General features: G+C 63.6%; 20 protein-coding genes. 13 read left to right on the forward strand and 7 right to left on the reverse strand.

The features are described from left to right. Nucleotides 1–118 precede the first annotated feature (118 nt). On the forward strand, nucleotides 119–1144 hold the full coding sequence (locus RM190_RS20805) for an Ldh family oxidoreductase (protein WP_311761398.1): 1026 nt from the start codon (nucleotides 119–121) through the stop codon (nucleotides 1142–1144). Nucleotides 1145–1278: 134 nt separating this feature from the next. Then, entirely contained in the window at nucleotides 1279–1812 is a 534-nt protein-coding gene (locus RM190_RS20810; RefSeq protein WP_311761399.1) for a MarR family winged helix-turn-helix transcriptional regulator, read from the forward strand. A 49-nt stretch (nucleotides 1813–1861) separates the two neighbouring features. On the opposite strand, the gene RM190_RS20815 is transcribed toward RM190_RS20810, so the two are convergent. After that, nucleotides 1862–2323: an Lrp/AsnC family transcriptional regulator gene (locus RM190_RS20815; RefSeq protein WP_311761400.1), complete on the reverse strand. Its 462-nt coding sequence runs from the start codon at nucleotides 2321–2323 to the stop codon at nucleotides 1862–1864. Nucleotides 2324–2446: 123 nt separating this feature from the next. Between RM190_RS20815 and RM190_RS20820 the strand changes: the two genes are divergently transcribed. From RM190_RS20820 to RM190_RS20860, 9 genes are all read left to right on the forward strand, one after another. After that, nucleotides 2447–4522, forward strand: a complete 2076-nt coding sequence (locus RM190_RS20820) for an alpha-ketoacid dehydrogenase subunit alpha/beta (RefSeq protein ID WP_311761401.1) — start codon at nucleotides 2447–2449, stop codon at nucleotides 4520–4522. A gap of 1 nt (nucleotide 4523) precedes the next feature. Next, nucleotides 4524–5708: a dihydrolipoamide acetyltransferase family protein gene (locus RM190_RS20825; protein WP_311761402.1), complete on the forward strand. Its 1185-nt coding sequence runs from the start codon at nucleotides 4524–4526 to the stop codon at nucleotides 5706–5708. Nucleotides 5709–5836: 128 nt separating this feature from the next. Further along, complete coding sequence (locus RM190_RS20830) at nucleotides 5837–7324, forward strand: MATE family efflux transporter (protein ID WP_311761403.1); 1488 nt, start codon at nucleotides 5837–5839, stop codon at nucleotides 7322–7324. A gap of 61 nt (nucleotides 7325–7385) precedes the next feature. After that, the gene (locus tag RM190_RS20835; protein WP_311761404.1) at nucleotides 7386–9392 is read left to right on the forward strand and encodes an ATP-dependent helicase; all 2007 of its coding nucleotides are present in this window, start codon (nucleotides 7386–7388) and stop codon (nucleotides 9390–9392) included. Nucleotides 9393–9475: 83 nt separating this feature from the next. Further along, on the forward strand, nucleotides 9476–10639 hold the full coding sequence (locus RM190_RS20840; protein ID WP_311761405.1) for an alpha/beta hydrolase: 1164 nt from the start codon (nucleotides 9476–9478) through the stop codon (nucleotides 10637–10639). Between the two features lie 279 nt (nucleotides 10640–10918). Further along, nucleotides 10919–12781 (forward strand): polysaccharide pyruvyl transferase family protein, encoded by a 1863-nt coding sequence (locus RM190_RS20845; protein ID WP_311761406.1) that lies wholly within the window; start codon nucleotides 10919–10921, stop codon nucleotides 12779–12781. Then, complete coding sequence (locus RM190_RS20850) at nucleotides 12778–13953, forward strand: hypothetical protein (RefSeq protein WP_311761407.1); 1176 nt, start codon at nucleotides 12778–12780, stop codon at nucleotides 13951–13953. The genes RM190_RS20845 and RM190_RS20850 overlap by 4 nt, the downstream gene beginning before the upstream one ends. Further along, complete coding sequence (locus RM190_RS20855) at nucleotides 13950–14630, forward strand: ABC transporter ATP-binding protein (protein ID WP_311761408.1); 681 nt, start codon at nucleotides 13950–13952, stop codon at nucleotides 14628–14630. Before RM190_RS20850 ends, RM190_RS20855 begins: the two co-directional genes overlap by 4 nt. Next, complete coding sequence (locus RM190_RS20860; protein ID WP_311761409.1) at nucleotides 14623–15417, forward strand: ABC transporter permease; 795 nt, start codon at nucleotides 14623–14625, stop codon at nucleotides 15415–15417. The genes RM190_RS20855 and RM190_RS20860 overlap by 8 nt, the downstream gene beginning before the upstream one ends. On the opposite strand, the gene RM190_RS20865 is transcribed toward RM190_RS20860, so the two are convergent. Both RM190_RS20865 and RM190_RS20870 read right to left on the reverse strand, forming a co-directional pair. Continuing rightward, nucleotides 15414–16616, reverse strand: coding sequence for a hypothetical protein (locus RM190_RS20865; RefSeq protein WP_311761410.1), 1203 nt, complete (start codon nucleotides 16614–16616; stop codon nucleotides 15414–15416). The genes RM190_RS20860 and RM190_RS20865 overlap by 4 nt on opposite strands. Before the next feature lie 207 nt (nucleotides 16617–16823). After that, nucleotides 16824–17075: a hypothetical protein gene (locus RM190_RS20870; RefSeq protein ID WP_311761411.1), complete on the reverse strand. Its 252-nt coding sequence runs from the start codon at nucleotides 17073–17075 to the stop codon at nucleotides 16824–16826. 128 nt (nucleotides 17076–17203) lie between these two features. Between RM190_RS20870 and RM190_RS20875 the strand changes: the two genes are divergently transcribed. Continuing rightward, nucleotides 17204–17677: an Lrp/AsnC family transcriptional regulator gene (locus RM190_RS20875; RefSeq protein ID WP_311761412.1), complete on the forward strand. Its 474-nt coding sequence runs from the start codon at nucleotides 17204–17206 to the stop codon at nucleotides 17675–17677. A gap of 113 nt (nucleotides 17678–17790) precedes the next feature. Here RM190_RS20875 and RM190_RS20880 read toward each other — a convergent pair whose 3' ends face one another. The 3 genes from RM190_RS20880 to RM190_RS20890 are packed head-to-tail and all read right to left on the reverse strand — an operon-like array spanning nucleotide 17791 to nucleotide 21632. Continuing rightward, nucleotides 17791–19146: a cytochrome c gene (locus tag RM190_RS20880; RefSeq protein WP_311761413.1), complete on the reverse strand. Its 1356-nt coding sequence runs from the start codon at nucleotides 19144–19146 to the stop codon at nucleotides 17791–17793. Between the two features lie 11 nt (nucleotides 19147–19157). Then, nucleotides 19158–20927, reverse strand: a complete 1770-nt coding sequence (locus tag RM190_RS20885) for a GMC family oxidoreductase (protein WP_311761414.1) — start codon at nucleotides 20925–20927, stop codon at nucleotides 19158–19160. Between the two features lie 3 nt (nucleotides 20928–20930). Further along, on the reverse strand, nucleotides 20931–21632 hold the full coding sequence (locus RM190_RS20890) for a gluconate 2-dehydrogenase subunit 3 family protein (RefSeq protein WP_311761415.1): 702 nt from the start codon (nucleotides 21630–21632) through the stop codon (nucleotides 20931–20933). 268 nt (nucleotides 21633–21900) lie between these two features. Here RM190_RS20890 and map point away from each other — a divergent pair, with 268 nt between their 5' ends. Then, nucleotides 21901–22650: a type I methionyl aminopeptidase gene (gene map / locus RM190_RS20895; RefSeq protein WP_311761416.1), complete on the forward strand. Its 750-nt coding sequence runs from the start codon at nucleotides 21901–21903 to the stop codon at nucleotides 22648–22650. Between the two features lie 193 nt (nucleotides 22651–22843). On the opposite strand, the gene RM190_RS20900 is transcribed toward map, so the two are convergent. Next, nucleotides 22844–23605: DUF1697 domain-containing protein (locus RM190_RS20900; RefSeq protein ID WP_311761417.1), on the reverse strand; the 762-nt coding region annotated here is incomplete at its 5' end.

Consider the following 23605-nt stretch of genomic DNA (forward strand, 5'->3'; position numbering starts at 1 on the left):
AATGAAAAATACATAAAGTATACAAACGGGCAGTCAAATGCGGGGAATGCGCGGGTTGCCCAATTTGCATACAAATAGTATGCACAGAAAACGCAAGACTTGACGAGCGAGGGATAAGATGACCCCAACCACCACGCTGAGTGTGCCGCGCCTGACCGAAATGGTGACCGGGATCCTTGCCGATGCCGGCCTTTCGGATCTGCAGGCACGGACAGTCGCCGAGGTCATCGTCGCCGGAGAACGGGATGCCTGCAAGTCCCATGGCATCTATCGCATCGAGGGATGCTTGCGGACTCTGCGCGCGGGCAAGGTGCAGGGCAAGGCCGAGCCTGTCCTGACTGACGACGGCAGCGCGGTGATCCGCGTCGATGCGCGCGGGGCCTTTTCCCCGGCGGCCTTCGCAATCGGCGCGCCGGTGTTGGCCGTTCGTGCGCGGGAACTGGGCATAGCGGCATTGGCGATCAATTCCTGCACGCATTTCTCGGCCCTGTGGCCCGAGATCGAGGTATTGACCGATCAGGGGCTGGCGGCGCTTGCAATGTGCCCCAGCTATGCGACCGTCGCGCCTGCCGGAGGCAGCAGGCCGCTGCTGGGCACGAACCCTCTGGCATTCGGATGGCCGCGGCCGGGCAAGCCGCCTTATGTCTTCGATTTTGCCACATCTGTCGCCGCGCGGGGCGAGATTGAGTTGCACCGCCGCAGCGGCAGCCCGTTGCCCGAGGGATGGGCCATCGATGGCGACGGGGCGCCCACGACCGATCCGACAAGCGCCCTGCAAGGCGCGATGCTGACCTTCGGCGGGCACAAGGGATCCGCGATCTCGACCATGATCGAACTGCTTGCCGGGGCCATGATCGGCGACCTGACCAGTCCAGAGGCCCTTGATTTCCTGGGCAGCACCGATCTTCTGCCCCACCATGGCGAGTTGATCATCGCCCTGTCGCCCGAGAAATTCTCGGCCGGTCGTCCCGGCGCTGCTTTCGACCGGGCCGAGCGGCTGTTCGAGGCCATCGTGGGGCAGGGCGCGCGCCTGCCTTCGCAACGCCGCTTCACCGCCCGTGCCCGTTCGCTGGCCGAGGGGATCGATCTGACCGCCGACGAAATGGCGGGGCTGGAGCGACTGGCACAGTCGGTGCGCAGTTGATGCGCGGCGGCGCGGTTGCTGGCCCAAGGGGCGCAGCGCCGCGCGGCCACCCGCTATTGATACCCGAAGGAAATGTTTGAAGCTTCCGCTTTTCATCCTCAAGATGGGGATGATCACGGGCGGGGCGGATGATTATGGCAAAGACCTGGTCTCGAAGCTTTCGACAGGGCAATGCGATCTACAAACTGAACATGCTGGCCACCGAATCCATCCGCTCAGTCGAGGACCGGTTCGTCAATCTTGTCGGCCTCGACATCCGCACGATCCGGGTGCTGAGGCTGATTGGGGACGACCCCGGAACCACCTTCGCCGAATTGACGGTCATGACGGCGATGGAGCGCAGCCTTGTTTCGCGCATGATCCAAAACCTTGTACGAAGCGGCTATGTCGAGCGCCGGAACGACCAGTCGGATGCGCGTCGCTTTGGCCTGTTCATCACCGCCGCCGGACAGGATGCGCGCACCCGAGCTGACCTGCTGTCCGAGCGCGGGCTCGAGGCGGTCTTCGAGCCGCTGACGAGGGCCGAGGTTCGGGCATTCATCGCCACGATGGACCGGCTGGCTGACTGGCTCGACAGCGAGGAATTCCTGCGCAAGTCCGAGCATGTCTTTGACCGGATCGAAGATGGCGGGGAAGCTGACCGCCCAATGATGCTGCCGGAACGATGACTGCCATGGGCCATGCGCAGGCTCAATCACAGCGACATGGTTCGCGGGATCAAACCGGGACGGCGGTGCGGTGCTTGACGCGGCGCAGCACAAAGATTGAGGAAGAACTCGCGATTGCCTCGTGATCCAGGATGCCGTGCATCAGTACCCGTTCGTAATCAGCGACATCCTCGGCGACGATGTGCAGCAGATAGTCCCAGTCACCGCTGATCGAATAGCATTCGACCACGTCGCGCTGCGCCTCGATGAACTCTTCAAAGGTGGCGCGCATGGCGCGTCCCTGGGACTTCATGCGGATCTGGCAGAACACGTCCAGACCCCGCCCCAGTCGCGCGGGATCGACAAGCCTGACGGCAGGACCAAGCACGCCCGCCTCTTCCAGCGCCTTGACCCGGCGCCAGCAGGATGCGGCAGAGGAACCGACACGCTCGGCCAGTTCCTGGTTCGACAGCGAGGCGTCTTCCTGCAAGGCGCGAAGGATCTTTCGGTCAAGCGCGTCAATCTGGATCATTTGGTTCACTGCATGGCTAAGAGTGAATTGAATGAACCAATATTCACCCTGGAAGTGAAGCGATTGAAAGCCTGTTCCACCACTTGCGCGTAAAATGGTTTCAAATGCGGGCAGGAGGACGGCATGGCACGACAGGCAGCGGCACTGGTTCACGGATCGGCAGCACCCGAGGTCGATTGGCGCGCGGTCATGCGCCACATGGCGCTAAGCCGTGCGCTTGACGAGATCGAAGAAACCCGGCTCGTCCCTGAACGCAAGGTTCTGTATCAGTTTTCGGCCCGCGGGCACGACATGGCCCAAATCCTGCTGGGATTGCAGCTTGATGGTCCGCATGACGCTGTCTGCGGCTATTACCGATCTCGGCCGCTTTTGCTGGCGCTGGGGGTCGATCCGGTCGATGCGCTGGCTTCTGCGATGGGGCGCTCGGGTGGTTACTCCGACGGGCGCGACATCGGGGTCGTCTTCAACTTCCCAAACCGCGAAGGCACCATTGCGCTGCCGATGTGCGGCGGGGTGGGCGCGCAGTTCACACCTACCGCAGGATGGGCGCAGGCGCTGGAGTACCACGCCGAGGTGTTGGGATCGAGCGCGCATCGACGTTCGATCGCGGTCGTGTTGGGTGGAGACGGTGCGGTCGCCTCGAACGGGTTCTGGTCGGCGCTGACCATTGCAACCACCAAACGCCTGCCGATGCTTTTCTATGTCGAGGATAATGGCTTCGGCATCTCGGTCCCCTCGACGCTGCAGACGCCGGGCGGGAACATTGCCGCCAATCTTGGTGCGTGGCAGGGCCTGAAGATCCTGTCCGGCGATGGCACCAACCCGGCCGAAGCAGCAGGCCTTGTCGCCGACGCCGTCGCCTTCGTGCGCGACGAGCGCGCCCCCGCGCTGCTGCGCCTGACCGTCCCCCGGCTGGAGGGGCACAGCTTTCAGGACACCCAGGCCTATAAGCCCGCCGCTTTGGTCGCTGCCGAGCAGGCACGCGATCCCTGGCCTAAGTTGCGCACGCATCTTGTCCCCGGCCGGATCAGCGCCAGCGAATGGGATGCTGCCATCGCCCGAGCCGCCCAGACGGTCGAGGCCGCACGCATTGCCGCCGAGGCCCGTCCGGTTTCAGATCCTGCCTCGATCCTGGGGCATGTCTTTTACGAAGGCGAGATCCAGCAGGTGGGCGGTCTGATGCCGCAGGGCTGGACCCCGCCACCCGCGGACGACACGCCCCGGCCGCAGGGGCAGCGCCTGAACATGGTCACGGCCATTCGGCGCGTGCTGGACCAGGAAATGACAGCCAACCCGCGCATGGTGATCTTTGGCGAGGATGTCGGGCCAAAGGGCGGGGTCCATGCCGTCACCCTGGGTCTGCAAGAGCGCCATGGGGCTGCCCGTGTCTTTGACACCTCGCTGTCCGAAGAAGGGATCATCGGTCGTGCGGTCGGGATGGCGCTGGCGGGTCTTCTGCCCGTCCCCGAGATCCAGTTCCGCAAGTATGCCGAACCCGCGACCGAGCAGTTGAACGATTGTGGCTCGATGCGCTGGCGTACCAACAACCGCTTTGCCGCGCCTATGGTGGTGCGGATGCCGGTCGGCTTCTTCAAATGCGGCGACCCGTGGCACAGCCAGACGAACGAGGTCGCATTCGTTCACAGTCCCGGCTGGAAGGTCGCGGTACCCTCGAATGCCGAGGATGCGGCCGGCCTTCTGCGCGGTGCGCTGCGCGGCAACGATCCGGTGATCTTCCTTGAGCATCGGGCGATGCTGGACCACGCTTGGGCGCGGCGCGCATGGCCCGGCGATGACTATATCCTGCCGTTTGGCAAGGCGCGCATGGTCGCACAAGGTGAGCGGGCCACCATCGTCACCTGGGGCGGGCTGGTCGATCGCTGCGAACAAGCCGCGCAGGGGCTGTCGGTCGACGTGATCGACCTGCGCAGCTTGGTGCCCTGGGATCGCGAGGCCGTGCTTGCCTCGGTCGCGCGTACCCATCGCTGCCTGATCGTGCACGAGGATCTGCGCACGGCGGGCTTCGGCGCCGAGATTGCTGCGGTGATCGCGGACGAGGCCTTTACCGATCTCGACGCCCCGGTGGCGCGGCTGACCATGCCCGACATCCCCAGCCCGCATAATCCGGCCTTTCTGGACTGGGCCGTGCCCTCGGTCGCAGCGATCCGCGATCGGCTGACCGAATTGCTGGAGTTCTAAGATGGTCGATGTGCTGGTGCCGCTTGAACAGGAAGGAACGCAGGCCACAGTTTCGGCCTGGGTGCACAAAGTGGGTGAACTGGTCGCCAAGGATGACCCGCTGGTCGAATTGGAGACGGACAAGGTCTCGGTCGAGGTGCCCGCCCCGGTGGCAGGCCGCCTGAGCGAGATCCTGATCGCAGCGGGCGCCGAGGCGCGCCCCGGAACGGTTCTGGCGCGGATCGAGGTCGGGAACGAGTCCGCTGGGGCGCCATCCTCGCCTGCCGGTCCCGCTGGCGCGCCCACGGGAGGGGAAAGGGACATGTCGTCCTGGCACTCACCTGCGGTGCGACGGGCGCTTGCGGAAACTGGCATTGATCCGGCGTCGATCAAAGGAACCGGTCGTGACGGCCGGCTGACTCGCGCCGATGTCGAGACCGCGGCGCGAACCGCCCACGCGCCCGCAGCCGTGGCCAGCAACAATGCTGGCCGGTTTGTTCCCCACGACCGGATGCGACTTGCCATCGCGCGAAACATGCTGGCCTCGGTCTCAGAGGCGCCGCAGGTGACTGCCGTGTTCGAGGCCGATTTCAGCGCCGTGACCGCCCATCGCAAGCGGCACCGTGATGGTTTTGCGGCGGCTGGGATCGCGCTGTCCTTTACGCCCTATATCATCCTTGCCGCCGCGCGGGCGATGCGCGCGGTGCCACAGGTGAACAGTCGCTGGCACCCCGACCGGCTGGAAGTTTTCGACCGGGTGAATATCGGGATCGGCACCGCGCTGGGGGACAAGGGACTTGTCGTCCCGGTCATCCGCGACGTTCAGGACCTGTCCCTGCGCGGCGTCGCGACGCGTCTTCAGGACCTGACTGCGCGAGCCCGGCAGGGCCAGCTTGCACCGGCAGACATGGCGGGCGGAACGTTCACCATTTCGAACCATGGAGTCTCGGGCTCGCTTCTGGCGGCACCGGTCATCATCCAGCAGCCGCAATCCGCGATCCTGGGCATCGGCAAGCTGGAAAAGCGGGTCGTCGTACGCGAGGTCGAAGGCGTCGACACGATCCAGATCCGCCCAATGTGCTATGTCACGCTGACCATCGACCACCGTGTCCTTGATGGCCACCAGACGAATGCCTGGCTGGCCGCCTTTGTCTCGGCGATCGAGGGTTGGGCGGTCGACGCCGACGAACACCCGGCGCAAGACTGACATCTGGACTGGCACGCCGTCCCGATTTACCCGAAGCTTGCGGCCAGCTTCGGGCGGAAACACGGGCGTGCCGCCTGAACTTCTTTCGCCGCCCGGCGTTCTGGCTGGACGTCGCAAGGGGACAGGACATGAAGCCACGCACCGATCTGACGACGGGGCCGATCACCTCGACCCTGCTGCTTTTCGCGCTTCCGACGCTGGGATCGTCGGTCCTGCAATCGGCGAACGGGTCGATCGACGCGGTCTGGGTTGGCAATCTGCTGGGCGAGAATGCACTGGCCGCGACCACCAACGGCAACCTTGTGATGTTCCTGCTGACCGCCTTTGTCTTTGGCTTCGGCATGGCGGCTACGATCCTGATCGGGCAGGCGATCGGGCGAGGATCGATGCACGAGGCGAAGGAGGTTGTCGGCACCGCTGTCGGAACATTCGCCCCGCTGGCGGTGCTGATCGCCGTGGTTGGCTGGTTTCTTGCGCCGCATCTGCTGGCGGTTCTGGGGACCGGCCCTGAAATCACGCCCCTCGCCCGCGCCTTCCTGCGGGTGACGTTTCTGGCGATGCCAGCGATCCTGATGCAGACGATGCTGATGATGGCGCTGCGCGGCGCGGGTGATGCGCTGACCCCGCTGATCTTCATGGCATTGGCGGTCGTGCTGGACGTGATCCTGAACCCGCTGTTCATCCTGGGCAAGGGTCCTTTCCCACAAATGGGGATCGGGGGATCGGCCTTTGCGATGGCAGTTGCGAACTATACCAGCCTTGTCGCGATGCTGGTCTATGTCTACCTGCGCCGCCACCCGCTGAGACTGACGGGAACCGAACTGCAGATGCTGCGCCCCGCGCCGCATATCCTGCGCCTGATGCTGTCGAAGGGCCTGCCGATCGGTTTGCAGATGGTCGTCGTTTCCAGCGCGATGCTGACGATGATGTCGCTGGTCAACCGTGAGGGCGTCGATACGACGGCGGCCTTCGGCGCAAACCAGCAACTTTGGACCTATGTCCAGATGCCCGCGATGGCGCTGGGGGCGGCGGTCAGCGCCATGGCCGCGCAGAATATCGGGGCGGGGCGTTGGGACAGGGTGTCGCGGATCACGCGTGTCGGGATCGCGTTGAACTTTCTGCTGACCGGCGGGCTGGTGCTGGCACTTGCCTTTGCCGACCGCTATGCGCTGGCGCTTTTTCTGGGCGCGGACAGCCCAGCCATCGCGATCGGGCAGCATATTGCGAATGTCGCCACCTGGGGCTTCATCGCTTTCGGGATCACGATGGTTCTGTTCGGAACCATCCGGGCCAATGGGCAGGTGATCTGGCCGCTGATCATTCTGACGATCTCGCTTTATCCGGTTCGGTTGGGAGTCGCGCTTGGCTTGCGCGGCTGGCTGGGTGTCGATGCGCTGTGGCTCAGCTTTCCGGTCGCGATGGTGGCGACGATGCTGATGGCGGGCGCCCTTTACCTGCATGGCGGCTGGCGCCGTGAAAGCGCCATTTCCCATCTTGAGGATGCCGAGGTGGCCGAACTGGGGCCGCAGCTGTCCGTCACGACAGAAGCGAGCCCGCCGACCAGTCCTCGCAACCCTGGCTTGCCTCCAGCGCGCGAGACGACCCCGGCCGAGTGATCCATCGGGCGTTCCCTTTCCGTTCCGAATTGGTTAACCTTGCCGAAAAACGGGGGCGGGCATGGGATATCTGGAAAAGCTGAACGACCGCCAGCGGCAGGCGGTCGAGTTCGGGAACGGCCCGCTGCTGGTCATTGCGGGGGCGGGTTCGGGCAAGACCAATACCATCGCCCATCGCGTCGCGCATCTGCTGGCGACGGGGTCCGATCCCCGCCGGATCCTGCTGATGACCTTTTCGCGCCGCGCTGCCAGCGAACTGGCCCGCCGGGTCGAGCGGATCACGATGCAGGCCATGGGTCAGGGCTTTGCGGCTGAGGCCCTGACCTGGGCCGGGACATTCCACGGGATCGGCGCCCGCATCCTGCGCGAACACGCCTTGCAGATCGGGCTGAACCCGGACTTCACCATTCATGACCGCGAGGATTCCGCCGACCTGATGAACCTGTGCCGGCACGAGCTGGGCCTGTCCCGGACCGAGGCACGCTTTCCCACCAAGGGCACCTGCCTGTCGATTTATTCCACCGTCGTCAATGCCGATGAGCCGCTTGCCGACGTGCTGCGCGATCGCTTTCCCTGGTGCGCGCAATGGGAAGCCGAGCTTCGGCGGCTGTTCGGTCATTACGTCGCCGCCAAGCAGGCTCAGGGTGTGCTGGACTATGACGATCTGTTGCTGGCCTGGGCGCAGGTGGTCGATGAACCGGCATTCGCCAGCCATCTGGGGGCGATGTGGGATCATGTGCTGATCGACGAATACCAGGACACGAACCGCCTGCAATCCCACATCCTGCTGGGGCTGAAACCGGACGGACAGGGGCTGACAGTCGTCGGCGACGATGCCCAGTCGATCTATGGCTTTCGGGCGGCGACGGTGCGCAACATCCTTGATTTTCCCGAGGCGTTCAGCCCGCCTGCGGGAGTGGTGACGCTTGATCGCAACTATCGTTCGACCCAGCCCATCCTTGCGGCTGCGAATGCGGTGATTGCGGGCGCGCGCGAACGCTTCACCAAGGATCTGTGGACCGAGCGGGAATCGGTCGAGCGTCCGCGGCTGGTCACCTATGGCAGCGAGGCCGAGCAGGCGCGGCACTTCGTCGATCAGGTTCTTGCCAATCGAGAAGCAGGCATGACCCTGCGCCAGCAGGCCGTGCTGTTCCGCACCTCCAGCCATTCCAGCCAGCTTGAGGTCGAGCTGACCCGCCGGAATGTGCCCTTCGTCAAGTTCGGTGGGCTGAAGTTTCTCGACTCGGCCCACGTCAAGGACATGCTGGCTGTTCTTCGCTTTGCCCAGAACCCGCGGGATCGCGTCGCGGGTTTCCGCGTCCTGCAATTGCTGCCGGGGATCGGGCCGGGCAGCGCGGGGAAGGTGCTGGACCGCATCCAGTCCGATCGCGATCCGCTGCAGGCGCTTCGGGACATAGCTCCGCCCCGCTGCACCGGTTGGCCCGACCTGATGGATGCGCTTGCCCCCTGGAACTGGCCTGAGCAGGTGGCCCGGATCCGCTGCTGGTACGACCCGCATCTTGACCGCATCCATGAGGATGCCGAGTTCCGGCGCGCCGATCTGTTGCAGCTTGAACAGATCGCCACGGCCAGCCCGTCGCGCGAGCGGTTCCTGACCGACCTGACGCTGGACCCACCCGACGCCACCAGCGGCCCGGCGGGCGTTCCATTGAAGGACGAGGATTACCTGATCCTGTCGACCATCCATTCGTCGAAGGGTCAGGAATGGAAGTCCGTCTTCGTCCTGAACGTCGTCGATGGATGCATTCCTTCGGATCTGGGGACCGGCCAAACCGCCGAAATCGAAGAGGAACGCAGGCTGCTTTACGTTGCGATGACGCGTGCCAAGGATCGCCTGACCTTGGGCGTGCCGCTGAAATTCTACGTCACCCAGCAGACCCGTCGCGGCGATCGCCACGTCTATGCCGCGCGCAGCCGCTTTATCCCGCGCGATCTGCTGGAGCGGTTCGAGGTCATGCACTGGTCTGCGGCACCCGTGACGGGGGGACCATCGCCGACAATGCCCGTCATCGATATCGGGCAAAGGATGCGCGGGATGTGGGGTTGATCGGGCGTCTGCAACGGGTTGCCGGATTGAATTGAATTTCCCGAAAGTCCGCACCACAGTCGATTTCGCACAAGGCAGGCGAAATGAAGAACAGCAGTCTATCTCAATCCTCCGACCGGTTTCGCGCCCTTGCCTGCTGGCGGAGACGCGCGGGTTCGGCAAGCCTGATCCTGTTGATGGCATTGTCGGGCTGTGCGGCCCGTCCCGGACCGGAAACGCTGCAGCCCGTGGTCCAGCCGGCGGGCGGACCTGCGCCGATCACGCTGTTCGCGGTCACCGACCGGGCACCGGGCGCGGGTACGCCACCTGTGCCCGGCAGCGGGCGGGGCGATGCCTCGTATGAACAGCTGATGTTCCAGCCGCGCCCGAAGCCGGCACAGAAGGACGGCAAGGTCAGTGGTCCGGATGCCGATCCGTCGAAGGATTTCGTCACCACCGGACGGCGACTGATGAGCGCGCCTGCCTTTGACGCCGAGGTCGCGCGTCTTGCGCGGTCACGAGACAAGACGATCATGGTTTTTGTCCACGGCTATAACTACAACTACCAGGAGGCGGTGTTCCGCGTCGCCCAACTCAGCGCCGAAACCGGAGAGGGGGCGGTGCCGATCCTGTTCTCCTGGCCCTCGGATGCGCGCGCCACTGGCTATCTGGCGGATCGCGACGGCGCGACCTATGCGCGCGACGATCTGGCCCGGCTGCTTATCCGGCTGAGCGAGGGGCATGGCGAACGCCAGATTGCCGTGGTCGGGCACAGCATGGGCGCATGGCTGGTGATGGAGACGTTGCGCCAGTTGCGCTTGCAGGGCAGGGGCGATGTCGTCGACCCGCTGCGCGTCGTGCTGGCGGCACCGGATATCGACATGGATGTTTTCCGCCGGCAAAGCGAGGTGGTGGGACCGCTGAGGACTCCGATGGCGGTGCTGGTCTCCTCGGACGACCGCGTGCTGGGAGTCTCGGGCAGTCTGTCGGGCGGGCGTCTTCGCGTCGGTAACGCGCCCCTGAATGACCCGCGCCTTCTGGCCGTTGCCGAACAGAACGGGATGCGCATCTTCGATATCACGGCCGTGCCCGCGACCGATGCCCTGAACCATGACCGTTATATCGGCTTTGCCGCGCGCTATGCCGCCGCCGCCGAAGATCATCACGGTGGCGGTTTGCGGCGGGCCGGCACCTATCTGCTGGACGCCACCGGGCGCATCCTGTCCAGCCCGTTCGACGCGGCGTCGCGGGCACTCGGCGGATCCTGACCCCGCGATCGGATGCATCCTCCTGGGGAAAGTGGGGGGCATTCTTCTCTCTCCGGTGCGAAAAACCGGCCCGACCTGCTGTCGGGCTGTCGGGATTCCGACCGCCAATCCCGGCGCGCTTTTGCCGAAACAGCAGCGGATTTCCTTTCCGGCCCCCCAAAGGGGGATGGCGTCCTATTTCCTGCCCGGGCTTTGGAATGGCACGGCGCAGGCGTCGGGCGGATATTCCAAGCTACAAGAGGCCGGGACAATCGGCCGCAAGCATGAGGAGCACGGGCGGTGTCTGCACCCATCGAAACCCAGGTCAGGCCGTCGGCCCAGGGCCGCGACGATATACTTGTCTGCTCGTTCCACACGCCCGACGACTATTACGCCGAAGCCGCCGAACAGCTTCGCGGCTCGCTGTCGGGGCTGGGCATACCCCATCGCATCGCCGAGGTGCAAAAGGCCCCCGGCGAGGAATGGATCGAACTTTGCCGCAAGAAGATCCCCTTCCTTCATTCCGTGTGCGAGGATCACCCTGACAAGCGGATCTTCTGGATCGACATCGATTGCGACATCGATTACCTGCCCGGATTTGTTGCCGATTTTTCCGCCGATATCATAGGGTTCCAGCGCGGATTTAATACTCCGCTGCGGATCGGATATGGGCACAGCGCGCGCTTCTGGGAACCGTGCTTCTGGGGGATCAACACGACCCCCGCTGCCCGCGCCTATATCTCGGACGCGGCGCGTGCCTCGGCCAGCATGTCCATTCGTGCCACCGACGACTATTTCTTCGAAGAAGCGTGGCGCCGCAACGCAGACCGACTGAGCTTTCAGGTGATCCCGGCCTCGATGCTGGGCGGACGCACTGCGCAGGATGGAACGGGCGCGCGTCCCTTCTTCTTCTTCGGCTCCAGCGGCAATGTCGCGACGTTCAAGGGGCTGGCCGCGCAGCATGACCGTCGGGCGCGGCCGAACCCGATGAAACCTGCGCCGGGGGTCAAATCCATTGCCCTGCAGACCGCACGCCAGATGCAAGGCGTCCTGCCGTCGCGCATTGCTGGGCCACTGCGGCGGCTTTCCGACCGGATCGGCGTTACCGAGTTCCTGTCGCCCACATTGCCGGCGACCAGCAATGGTGGCAGCGGGCTGTCGCCGAACAGCATCTATCACCTTGTCCACGAGGCACGAGAGGGGCGCGCCGAGGCAGTGCGGGACCGGATCGCGGCAATGGATGCCCGCCGATTGCCCGCCGCGACCGACCTTGCCGTGATCGGTGCCGCCAATGCGTTCCTGGAGCACGCCGGGCAAGTGTCCGAAGACGCGCTGCGCCTGCACTGGTGGGACAAGCCTTATCCGGGGAACTACGGCGATTGGCTGTCACCGCTGATCCTTGGCAAGCTGACCGCGCGGCCCGTCCGCTTTCAGCGCCATGACGAGGCGGATGCACCGCCGCATCTGATGGCCCTTGGTTCGATCGGGCGCTTCGCACAGACCTCGTCGATCCTAGTCGGGACCGGGATCAGCCGCAGCGATGCGGCGCTGGCGCCGGACGCGACATATATTTCGCTGCGCGGACCGTATTCCGCGCAGGCGGTGGCGGCGGCGGGCGGTCCCAAGGTCGAGCGCTTCGGCGATCCGGCTGCAATCCTGCCAAGGCTGTTTCCGCATCCCCATCCCGCCAACAGCAATGGCCGGATCGCGCTGGTCCGCCACTTTTCGCACCGGTCAATTCCGCTGCGGATGCCCGAGCATGTCGACGAACTCTCGATCCTGAGGTCCGGCCGGGACGCCATCCTGGCGTTGATCCACAAACTGCATGAATACGATGCCGTGCTGACCAGCGCGATGCATGTCTATATCACCTGCCATGCCTACGGCATCCCAGTCGCGCTTGTCACTTTCGAAGGGCACGAAAACGCGGTCCACGGCGATCAGGTGAAATATCGCGATTATGCGGCCGGGATCGGGTTGCCCGAACGAATGCCGATCCCGATCGGCCCGGACCTGCGCCGCCGTGCACTTCTGGACCTTGTCGAGCATGACCGCATTTCCGAAACCGCGATGGACGAAGTGACGGCGGCACTGCACGATGCCGTGGCCCTGTATGACCGGGTCGAGCGGCGTCCGGCAGAACGACGGGCAGCGCGGTCATGAAGGATCTTGAGACCCCCCTTCAGCCGCGAGTGCGTTCGGCCAACCCTCGCATCCCACCTCCGGTCGCGCGGGCGGGATGGCGTCTGCGGCACAGCATCGTGGGCCTAAGCTTTGTGCTGGGTTTCCTGCTGCCCGCCGGGCTTGTCGCCACCTATATGTTCGCGATTGCACGGGACCAGTTCGTTTCCGAGGTGTCCTTCGTCGTCCGTGACGACGAGTCGACCAACCTTGGAATGCTGGCGGGACTGGGACTATCGACGGCGGGAAATGCCACCACCGACGCAAAGATGCTGTACGAATACCTGCGCAGCCCTGGCTTCGTGGCAGATCTGGACCGCACGGTGGATCTGCGGGCGATCTATTCACGGGCGGCGGGCGACCCGGTCTTTGCCCTGAAGAAGGACGCGACGCGCGAGGAGCTGGTCGATTACTGGCGGCACATGGCGACGATCAGCGTCGATTCCGCCACCGGGATGATCGGGATCCATGTCCGTGCCTTTGCCCCTGACGACGCACAAAGGATTGCGGTGGCCGTGCATGATGCGGCGGCGCGGCTGGTCAACGCGGTCTCGGACGAGGCGCGCGACAGTTCGTTGCGGCACGCCGAGCGCGATCTTGCGGAAACCGAGCAGCGCCTGAGCGCGGCCCGCGTCGCCATTGCACGGTTTCGCGACGAGCACCGCCTGATGGACCCGCAGGCGGCGCTGAACATAAACTCCGCAGTCATCGCGGGTCTGTCGCAGGAACTGACCGAGGCGATCATCCAGCTTGAGACACTGCGCGAACAGGGCACCGCGGATATCCGTCTGGCTCAGGCACAGAAGCGCATCGACGTGCTGCGCCGTCGCCTGCAGGATGAACAGCAAAGCTATATCGGGGCCGAAGGCAGCGCGCTAAGCTTCAGCGCCGTGCTTGACGGCTATACCAAGCTGCAACTCGATCTGGAACTGGCCGAAAAGAGCTATTCCCTGGCTCTTGCGGGGGTCGAAGCCACGCGTTCGAAGTCCGAGCAGGACAACCGATATCTGGCGACATTCGTGCAGCCATCGCTGCCGGAAGCCGCGACCCGCCCGCGTCGGGGCACGATCACGCTGCTTGCCACGGTCTTCATCTTCATCGGCTGGCTCAGCGTCGTTCTGATCGGCATCAGCAACCGCGATCGGGCATCATGATCCGGCTGGAGAACCTGTCGAAAAGCTTCACGGTCAATGGGCGAACGACCGTGGTGGCCAGAAACATCAATGTCAGTTTTCCGGATCGCACCGCCATCGGGCTGCTGGGGCATAATGGCGCGGGGAAGTCGACCCTGCTGCGCATGATCGCCGGCGTGGTCCGGCCGGACCGGGGCAACGTGGTCACGACCGGGACCGTATCATGGCCGGTCGGCTTCTCAGGCAGCTTTCACCCCGATCTGACGGGCGCGCAGAACACGCGCTTCATCGCGCGGGTCTATGACATCGACGCCGAGGGGCTGTTGGGTTTCGTCGCCCGGTTTTCGGATCTGGGGCATCACCTTTATCTGCCGTTCAGGAACTACAGCTCCGGGATGCGGTCGCGGCTCGCCTTTGGCGTGTCGATGGGGATCCATTTCGACACCTATCTTGTCGATGAGGTGACCAGCGTCGGCGACGGGTATTTCCGCGAGAAAAGCAAGGCCTATTTCCGCAACCGCCTGCTCAACAGCGGCGCCATCATGGTGTCCCATTCGATGAGTATGATCCGCTCGATCTGCGACGCGGCGGCGGTGCTTCATCAGGGACGGCTGACCTATTTCCCCGATGTCGAAGAGGCCATCGCCACCCACACCGCCAATATGGGCGGCGCCGTGGACGAGGATGATGATGAATAGCCGCGCCCGCCGCCACCCGTTGAGCCGGACCCGGGGACTGCGCACGCTGGGGGCGCTGATCTTTCGCGAAATGGCCACATCCTATGGAAAGTCTCCTGGTGGTTTTGTCTGGGCCATTCTCGAGCCGGTCGGGGGGATCGCGCTGCTGACGGTGATCTTTTCGCTTGCCGTCAGGGTGCCGCCGGTCGGATCCAGCTTCGCACTTTTCTATGCGACCGGGCTGCTGCCGTTTCTGATGTTTCTGGATATCGCCCGCAAGATCGCGCAATCGCTTTCATTTTCGAAACAGCTTCTGTTTTATCCCGGCGTGACGTTTACCGATGCGATCTTCGCGCGGTTCACGCTGTCCTGCGTCGTCCATGCCATCGTCTTCACGACGGTGATCATCGGCATTGTGCTTTACGACCGGGTCGAGCTGATCCTGAATCTGCCGCAGATCGTGACAGCGTTTTTCATGGCCGCCGGGCTGGGTCTTGGGGTCGGCTGCATGAATTGCTTCCTGATGCGCAGGTTTCCGATCTGGTCGAATATCTTGGCCATCGCGACACGGCCGCTGTTCCTGCTGTCCTGCATCTTTATCCCCTTCGATTCATTGCCCGAGGGATTCCGGAATGTCCTGTGGTTCAACCCGGTGGTGCATATCGTCGGCATGAACCGCAGCGGATTTTATTCCACCTATCGCGCGGAATATGTCGAGCCGACCTATGTCGCGCTGGTCGCCGCGTCGCTGTTCGGATTGGGGCTGGCGCTGCTGTTCCGCTGGCACCGCGACCTGGTCCTTCGCTAGATCGCGGCGGTGGCGTCACCCAGACGTGCCGCCGCCATCTGGGCAAGTCGCTGCTGGCTGTTCGTGATCATGCCCCGATACCTGCGATTGCTGAATCCCCAGGCGGTCGAGGACAGGGCATCGCAGTGATCCACCAGGAAAGGCATGGTCGTCACCGCCCGCAATCCCGGCATCGATTCCAGGTGCGCGTCTATGGTGATGCCCTGCCGACCATGTTCGTCATAGCGCCAGGCGGCCAGCCGCTCCAGCGCGCGGCGGTTGACGATGTTGAAGACCATGCCTGTGGTGCGGTTCAGGTGCAGGAATGTCTCGCCACGAAAGCTTTCGACCTGTTCGGCATGATAGCCCTGCCGCACATGGGTCGACAGACCCGAGAACACGTCCCAGTCGCGACTTTTCAGATAGGCCATGACCTTTTCCAACCGGATCTCGAAATCCGGTGCGATCTCGACGTCGTCTTCGCAAAAGATCGCCTGTCCGATCCCTCTGGCCAGGCAGGCTTGGGCCATTGCGCGATAGCCCATGGCGGCGCCGATCCAGCCCGGATCCTGCCGCAGCCCGTCGCAGATCACGAAACCGCGCGGTCCCTGCTGCAGGAAAAACTGCCGACGGAACTTCACCTCTCCCAAGCTGAGGCACAGGCGCGGCATGCGGTCATGCCCGACCTGGAAATCCGGCACCATCGAGCGCCAATCGACAGCGTCCGGTTCGACCGCCCGCGCCGCCAGCAAGAAGCGATAGATGCCAAGCGCAAAGCCATCAAGTCCGCCAACCGCAAGGAACAGACGGTCGCGCCCCATCCCGGCCGCCGCCAGTTTCTGATAACGCTCGGGGCACATTTCGACCACAGCCTGGGCCGACTTGCCGTGCTGCACGATCTGGTCCAGATGCGGACCGGCTTTGCGCGATAGGACAAGGATGTCGTTCGACCCATAGGATTCAAAGGGGCCAAGCGCGGGGTCGATGTGAAAGCGGGTCAATTCGTGCCCGCGCCGATCCCGGATCACCTGCCGACCGGCGCGGCGCAAGACGCAGCGCAAACGGTCCTGCAGGTCGGGACGGCCACCAGTGACCGAAACCTCGGGCGTGATGGGAGAGGGGGACCAGCCGCCCGACGCCGCCTTGGGAAAGCGAAGCCGCGAGTACAGGCCCGTCACGCCTTCGTCGTGAAGAATTTCGGAAATCCTGATGATCCGCATCGCGCGCCTCCGAAAAGTCACCACATTCGCAATCCCGATCGGGAAAGGCCGGTACCGGAGTAAGGAGCCGGCGGCCGGAACATTCTGAAATCATATGGTTGAAGTCGAAAAAACTCTATAGTTGCCGGATGTTTACCTTTTGCGTCTCGCAGGATCTGCCTTCCCTGTGATGCCTGCGGGGGAAATTTCCCTTCTCTTGCCGCGACGCTAGAAAGCGACCCCGCGGCTCTGATGCAGGGCAGGGGATCCGACTGGTTCGACCTCGGCGCGCCACAGCTTTTGGTTGCGCCCGCTCAGCAGGTCGGCGATCGCGGCGCGGGGGGATCTTGTCAGTACACTCAGCGGATTCCCGTTGAAATTTGGCACCTCTCCGGTCCGGCGATCAATCAGCCTGACCGCGAACAACTGTTCGCCTTCGGCATTCGGGGCGGTTCCATTCGTCACGTTGGGTCTGCTCATCTCGCTTCGATCCTCCACGATCTGGCGCTGCACATAACTACATTATACACGACTCACCCTATCGACAATAGTGATAAAACGGAGGATAGTGCACCCGGTTGTGCCGAACTGGGGGAAGGCGGGAAGGAATGCAGAGTCTGGATCTGATCGACCGGAAGATCGTCGCCGAGCTGATGCGGGACGCGACCCTGCCCATTGCGCAGATTGCGGAAAAGGTCGGTCTTTCGCAGACACCTTGCTGGAAACGTATCCAGAAGCTTGAAACTCTGGGGGTGCTGACCGGGCGCGTCGCCCTGGCCGATCCCGGCAAATTGGGCTTCGGCATCCTGGTCTTTGTCGAGGTGGAGGCCCCGAACCATTCCCATGAATGGCGCGAAGAGTTCACCCAAGCCGTGGCGCAGCTTCCCGAGGTGATGGAGGTCTATCGCATGGCCGGGCGCATGGATTACATGCTGCGCGTTGCCGTGCCCGACATGGATTCCTTCGATCGGCTTTACAAGCGCCTGACCGATGCGGTGCCGATCAAGAACGTCACATCGCATTTCTCGATGGAGCGGATCCGCTTCAGCACCGCCTATCCGGTCGATACCCGCAATCGCTGACCTGACCGGAGGATCCGTTTCGACGTTATGTGATCCGCAGACGCCGCGCCGGAGCCAATGAAAAACCGCCCTGCTCTTTCGGGCAGGGCGGTTTTCCGACTTTCAGGCGTGGTTCAGTGAACCTGCTTCTCGCGCACCTTGGCCACGTCGGCGGCGGTCACGGCCGCTGCGTCATTGCCCCAGCCCTTGCGCAGGAAGCTTGCCAGCTCGGCAACTTCATCGTCGTTCATGCGATCGGCATAGCCCTGCATGACCAGATGCATCGGCCGCTTGGCGGTCGAAGGCACCTGCGCACCGTTCAGGATCACCGAGATCAGCGGTTCCACTTCCGAGCCGGTGACCAGGTGATTGCCCGCAAGCTCCGGGAAGATCTCGGGCGCGCCCTTGCCGGAAACAAAGTGACAGGCCGCGCAGTTGTCGAGGTAAAGCCGCGGACCCAGTGCCATGTCGGGGGCGGCTTCGGTCAGCATCTTCTCGGTTTCCTTGCCCGCCTCGTCCGCGTCAAGCGCGGGCATGGCCAGGCTTTCCTTTGCCGCGAAGCTTTCCGGCAGATCGGCCGGCGCACCGTCGAGCCCCTTCAGGAAGGCGGCAATGGCCAGGTTGTCCTGGTCGGTCAGGTGTTGCAGCGAATGCTGCACCACCAGCCCCATTTCACCATTGGCGGTCGAATGGATGTTCCGACCCGTTGCCAGATAAGCCGCCATGTCTGCGGCATCCCATTTCTGGGCTGCCGAGTTCGGACCGCGCAGCGACGGAGCGTTCCAGCCGCCGACGACGCCGCCGGCCAGGAAGTTCGCGTCGCTTGCGCTGACGCCGTCCTGTGCCATCAGCGCATTGCGCGGGCTGTGGCAGGCGGCGCAGTGCGCAGGGCCTTCGACCAGATACTGGCCACGCTCTTCGATCTCGGTCTTGCCGGTGGCCGGGGTGAAGCCCGCGTCATGCGTCAGCGCCAACCAGTTCCATGCCCGGATGCCGAAACGCATGTTGAAGGGGAAGGAAAGCTTCGTTTCCTCGACCTTGTTCTGGACCGGCTCGACCTCATGCATGAAGTAGTCGTAAAGCGCGCGGACGTCCTCCTCGGTCAGCTTGCGATAATTCTCGTAAGGCATGGCCGGGTAAAGATGGGCGCCATCCGCGCGAATGCCGTCCTGAAGTGCGGCGCGGAACTGATCCAGCGTCCAGTTTCCGATTCCGGTTTCCGGATCCGGGGTGATGTTCGTCGACCAGATCGTCCCCATCGGGCTTGCGATTGCGCGCCCTCCCGCAAAGGACTTGCCGCCATCCGCCGTGTGACAGGCCATGCAGTCCGAGGCATACATGGCGTATTTCCCCTGACCCTCGGCCGGTTTCCAATCATCCGGCAGCTGGGTCGACGGACCGGTGATCTGCGTGGGCACGAAGGCAAAGGCCAGCCCGCCAACGACGCCGACCGCCGCAAGCGCAGCGACGATGCGAAGAGATTTTTTCATCGTCTGGCTCCTCAGATCAGCGGGCGGGGGTTCGACAGATACTGCGTGCGGATCGCGTGGGCCGTGTGATAGGCCAGCCCGCCGACAAGCCCGGTCGGGTTGTATTCGGTGTTCTGCACGAAGTTCCCTGCACCGGTGACGAAGACGTTGTGCTTGTCCCAGGCCTGCGAATAGCGGTTGACCGCACCTTCGCGCGGGTTGGACGACATGGCATGGCCGCCGGTATTGTGCGTCGTCTGATACGGACGGACGTCATATTGCGTGCCGTCGCCCTTGAACGCCGATTGCATCAGGTCGGGGCCCATGGTCTTGGCCAGTTCCTCCATCTTGCCCTTCATGAACTGGTTCATGCGAAGGTCATTGGGGTTCCAGTTGAAGGTCATCCGCATCAGCGGCCGGCCGTGGCGGTCCTTGTAGGTCGGGTCGAGATCCAGGTGGTTTGTCCGATAGGCCATGTGCGAGCCATGCGAGCCGATGGACATCGAATGGCCGTACCATTCCTTGATGCCCTTTTTCCAATCCGCGCCCCAGCCCGGGGTGCCCTTGGGCAGCGGCATCGAGCGGATGGGTTGACCATTGGTCGTGCCGGAGCGCCAATAGGCGCCGCCGATGAAGCCTTCGCGGCCGAAATCGATCTGATTCACCCCGAAATCGTCGATCGACATGCCGTTGGCGCCGGTACCGATGAAGGGATTGAATTCTTCGTCCTTGAAGAACATCGTCACGCCGCCCGTCATCTGATAGGCATAGCTGCGCCCGGTTACGCCTTCGCCGGTCATGGCGTCATAAGGCTGACCGATCCCCGACACGAGCATCAGGTGGACGTTGTTCAATTGGAACGACGACAGGATCACGATGTCGGCGGGCTGGAACACTTCCTCCTGCGTCTTCTCATCGAAATAGGTCACGCCGGTCGCGGTCTTGCCGTCGGGTGCCATTTCGACGCGCAGCACCTCGGACTCGGTGCGATACGAGAAGTTCGGCATCCGCTTCAACGCGTCCAGGATGGTCGTCTGCGGCGAGGATTTCGAGTACTGATAGCAGCCGAAGCGCTCGCAGAAGCCACAGAGGTTACAAGGGCCCATCTGCATGCCGTATTCGTTGACATAGCCGGTCGAGGCGATGCCGCCCGGTGCCTTGAACGGGTGATAGCCCATCGCCTTCGCGGCATCCGCGAACTTCTGTCCGTCCCAGGTCGTGGGCATCGGGGGCATGGGATAGTCACGCGACCGCCAGCCCTCGAATGGGTTGCCGCCGTCGATCTTCTGGCCCTTGAGATTGCCCGCCTGGCCCGAGATGCCCGCGACACGCTCAAAGCGGTCGAAGAAGGGCTCCATCTCGTCATAGGTGACTGGATAGTCGGCCAGCAGCATGTCCTCAGGGATGATGCCTGCGCCCCAGCGTTCGGTGACATAGGAACGCAGTTGCATTTCCTCGGCTTGGGGACGCCAGTTGAGGCCGTTCCAGTGCGTGCCCGCACCGCCGACGCCATTGCCGGGCAGGAACGAACCGAAGCTGCGATAGGGCAGGGCGGTCTCTGCCTCGTTGCGGCGCACGGTGACCGTCATCTGGCTGGCGCGCTGCATCATCTTCAGCCGCACACCATAGCGCAGCTCGTCGATCATCTGGGGATACTGGAAATTCGGCACCGTGCTTTGGTCATGGCCACGCTCAAGCGCGACGATGTCCAGGCCTTCCTGCGCGAGTTCCATCCCAAGGATCGAGCCGGTCCAGCCTAGGCCGACGATCACGACGTCTTTTTTCTTTTCCTGACGTGCCATCGCTTATGCCCTCTCGCCTTTGATGGAAACCGGCCCGAGCGGGTAGCGGATATTGTGGCGCGTCGCCCATTCGCGATAGCTCGCGCGTGCGCCGGGGAAGCCGATATGGGTCCAGGCCTGCATACCGTGGTTGCCGCCATACATCGGGTCGGCGAAATAGCCTTCCTTGGTATTGGCGAGCAGGATCGTGAAGAAATCGCGCAATTCGGCCTGCAGGCCGACATCGCCCTCCTGCAATGCGGTCAGCGCCGCGTCCTTCTGGGCGTCATCCAGTGCGATGAACGCCTTGCCATGCTGCGCTTCGCACCACGCGTTGAACGCGGGGATGGCCTGGCGGTAGATCTGGGCCGGGTTCAGCGGGCTTTGCCAGCCCAGCAGCGGATCCGCGGACGGATCATGCGGGCCGACCATGTACCAGTCGTCCGCGCGGCCGAAATCGCCGGCAAGCTGGCCGTCGATGAACACCGGCACGCGCGCCTCGATGGCGCCGGGCCCGTCACCTTCGGACGGAATAAGCCGCGCGGTCGCGGCAATCACAAAAGCCCATTCTTCGGGCGTGAAATATTGGCAATCATAGTCTTCAAGCGGCGCCGGAGGTTCGACGGGCTGGGCTTTGGCCGAGACGGCCAGGCCTGCCAGAGCGACACCTGCGGCGGACCCCTTCAGGAATCCACGACGGCTGGGATATCCGGGAAGATCGGTCATATTGGTCTTTCCTGCCGATGGCTTATGGGTGGGAAATGCCCAAGGGCAATGGGGCGTCCTTAGACCCCTCGTCCGGGGGGTGCAATGCGATGAAGCCATTCTTGCAAAAAGCAAGTCACCCTTTCGTCGCGCGTCGTCATGCCACGCCCGAGGGATCTGCCAACCTGAAAAAGCCCTGCCGCTACAGGGCAATTGACCCGGGGCCTGACATTTCCGCGCTTTCCGATTAGTGTGGCGCGCCTGATCGCCGCCATTGATGGAACGCCGCATGACAATCACGCAGGAAGACGAACTGGACGGCATGAAGGAGATCGGCCGAATCGTCGCCAACACCATGCATGCAATGTCCAGGGCGATGGAGCCGGGAATGACGACCCGCGAACTGGACGCAATCGGTCGGTCTTTGCTTGAACGCGAAGGCGCGCTGTCTGCGCCCGAGGCGAGCTATGATTTTCCGGGCGCGACCTGCATCAGCGTGAACGAGGAAATCGCCCACGGCATCCCCGGCGATCGGGTGATCGCGCCGGGAGACTTGGTGAATATCGACGTTTCCGCATCGAAGAACGGCTATTTCGCCGATACCGGTGCCAGCTTTTGTCTTTCGCCGAAGCGGACGCAGCTTGATCGCCTATGTCGCGACGGCAAGCGGGCGATGCAGATCGGGATCGCGCAGGTCGGTGCGGGTAAGCCTCTGGCGGGAATCGGGCAGGCCATCGGCCGCTTCGCCACAGCCCGCGGTTATACCCTGATCCGTAATCTTGCCAGCCACGGCGTCGGCCGTTCCCTGCATGAATACCCCGAGGAAATCGCGACCTGGCCAATGCGGGACGAAAGGCGTCGTATCGACAAGGGACTGGTCCTGACGGTCGAACCCTTCCTTTCCACTGGCGGCCGCTGGGCCAGCGAGGGCGAGGACGGCTGGACCCTTTACAGCGACCCCTGCGCGCCGGTCGTGCAATATGAACATACGGTCGTGGCGACTGAACGTCGCGCTATCGTCGTCACGTTGCCCGGCTGATCGCTTTGTCTTAACGGCGGCAGGGCGCGCTCATCCAACTGATGGCGTCGCCATGCCGTGGGGGCGTGTCTTATCCTTGCTTTCGTCATGACGCCCGCGCCGATGGCAATGGCAGGTCTCAGGCATCCGGTCGAACGCGGCGCATGGAAGCCAGTGCCCTGCATTGGCTGTGCCCGCGCCGAAGGCTGATGGGTCACGTCTTGTCATGCGCCATTTCGGCAAGCTTTGCGATGGTGTTCAGGTTGCGCGCCGTCCCGATCGCCATAGCGGCCAGTCGCAGGCGCGAGGTTCCCATGCCGGAGGGATAATGGATGATGACCTCGTGTCTTCCGAAAGCGACCTCCTCATCCTTGCGGCCCTTGCCGATGTCGTGTCGATCCAGCGGCGCATCGTGTTCAACGAAAAGGACCAGGACCCGGTTCGGCGCTGCCGTCGGGAAGGGATTCTCCCGGATCAGCTGTCTCAGTTCCTCCGCTTCTCTCAGGATGACGCCCACCGGCTTGCTACACCGCGCCGCCAGGCCGTTCTTCAGGGCCGTCGCCGCTGCATCCCTTGCCATGCGAGTCCGAAACACGACATTCCCGGACTGGATGTAGGTGCGGACATCCTCAAAGCCGATCTCCTCGCAGGTCTTGCGCAATTCGCTCATCGGCAACTTGCCGGTGCCGCCGACATTCACGGCGCGAAGAAGCGCGATGTAGACAGCCATGATCCCTCGCAATGGTGGTCGAAGGACATTGAGGCTAGCCGCAAAGCTGTGGAAAGTCGCCAGGTAAGGGCCCGGCAGACCGACGCGATGACAGCAGAAGGGGATGGGGCGCCACCTTGCTTCGCAGAGTTCGCAGCGGACGCTGCCCCTGTTGTGGGTGCCAGGAAGAAAATTTCCCTCGCTGTGATTTTCTTCTTGCAAGGGTGATTGGGAGTCCCTAGATACGCCTTCACCGAGACGGCGACG

Origin of the sequence: Paracoccus broussonetiae (genome assembly GCF_031854425.1) — a bacterium.
Classification (GTDB): domain Bacteria; phylum Pseudomonadota; class Alphaproteobacteria; order Rhodobacterales; family Rhodobacteraceae; genus Paracoccus; species Paracoccus broussonetiae.

What these genes read in the sequence shown, in the direction of transcription:
- RM190_RS20805 (WP_311761398.1), top strand. Translation starts at nt 119, where the DNA reads ATGACCCCAACCACCACGCTGAGTGTGCCGCGCCTGACCGAAATGGTG.
- RM190_RS20810 (WP_311761399.1), top strand. Translation starts at nt 1,279, where the DNA reads ATGGCAAAGACCTGGTCTCGAAGCTTTCGACAGGGCAATGCGATCTAC.
- RM190_RS20815 (WP_311761400.1), bottom strand. Translation starts at nt 2,323, where the DNA reads ATGATCCAGATTGACGCGCTTGACCGAAAGATCCTTCGCGCCTTGCAG.
- RM190_RS20820 (WP_311761401.1), top strand. Translation starts at nt 2,447, where the DNA reads ATGGCACGACAGGCAGCGGCACTGGTTCACGGATCGGCAGCACCCGAG.
- RM190_RS20825 (WP_311761402.1), top strand. Translation starts at nt 4,524, where the DNA reads ATGGTCGATGTGCTGGTGCCGCTTGAACAGGAAGGAACGCAGGCCACA.
- RM190_RS20830 (WP_311761403.1), top strand. Translation starts at nt 5,837, where the DNA reads ATGAAGCCACGCACCGATCTGACGACGGGGCCGATCACCTCGACCCTG.
- RM190_RS20835 (WP_311761404.1), top strand. Translation starts at nt 7,386, where the DNA reads ATGGGATATCTGGAAAAGCTGAACGACCGCCAGCGGCAGGCGGTCGAG.
- RM190_RS20840 (WP_311761405.1), top strand. Translation starts at nt 9,476, where the DNA reads ATGAAGAACAGCAGTCTATCTCAATCCTCCGACCGGTTTCGCGCCCTT.
- RM190_RS20850 (WP_311761407.1), top strand. Translation starts at nt 12,778, where the DNA reads ATGAAGGATCTTGAGACCCCCCTTCAGCCGCGAGTGCGTTCGGCCAAC.
- RM190_RS20855 (WP_311761408.1), top strand. Translation starts at nt 13,950, where the DNA reads ATGATCCGGCTGGAGAACCTGTCGAAAAGCTTCACGGTCAATGGGCGA.
- RM190_RS20860 (WP_311761409.1), top strand. Translation starts at nt 14,623, where the DNA reads ATGAATAGCCGCGCCCGCCGCCACCCGTTGAGCCGGACCCGGGGACTG.
- RM190_RS20865 (WP_311761410.1), bottom strand. Translation starts at nt 16,616, where the DNA reads ATGCGGATCATCAGGATTTCCGAAATTCTTCACGACGAAGGCGTGACG.
- RM190_RS20870 (WP_311761411.1), bottom strand. Translation starts at nt 17,075, where the DNA reads ATGAGCAGACCCAACGTGACGAATGGAACCGCCCCGAATGCCGAAGGC.
- RM190_RS20875 (WP_311761412.1), top strand. Translation starts at nt 17,204, where the DNA reads ATGCAGAGTCTGGATCTGATCGACCGGAAGATCGTCGCCGAGCTGATG.
- RM190_RS20880 (WP_311761413.1), bottom strand. Translation starts at nt 19,146, where the DNA reads ATGAAAAAATCTCTTCGCATCGTCGCTGCGCTTGCGGCGGTCGGCGTC.
- RM190_RS20885 (WP_311761414.1), bottom strand. Translation starts at nt 20,927, where the DNA reads ATGGCACGTCAGGAAAAGAAAAAAGACGTCGTGATCGTCGGCCTAGGC.
- RM190_RS20890 (WP_311761415.1), bottom strand. Translation starts at nt 21,632, where the DNA reads ATGACCGATCTTCCCGGATATCCCAGCCGTCGTGGATTCCTGAAGGGG.
- map (WP_311761416.1), top strand. Translation starts at nt 21,901, where the DNA reads ATGACAATCACGCAGGAAGACGAACTGGACGGCATGAAGGAGATCGGC.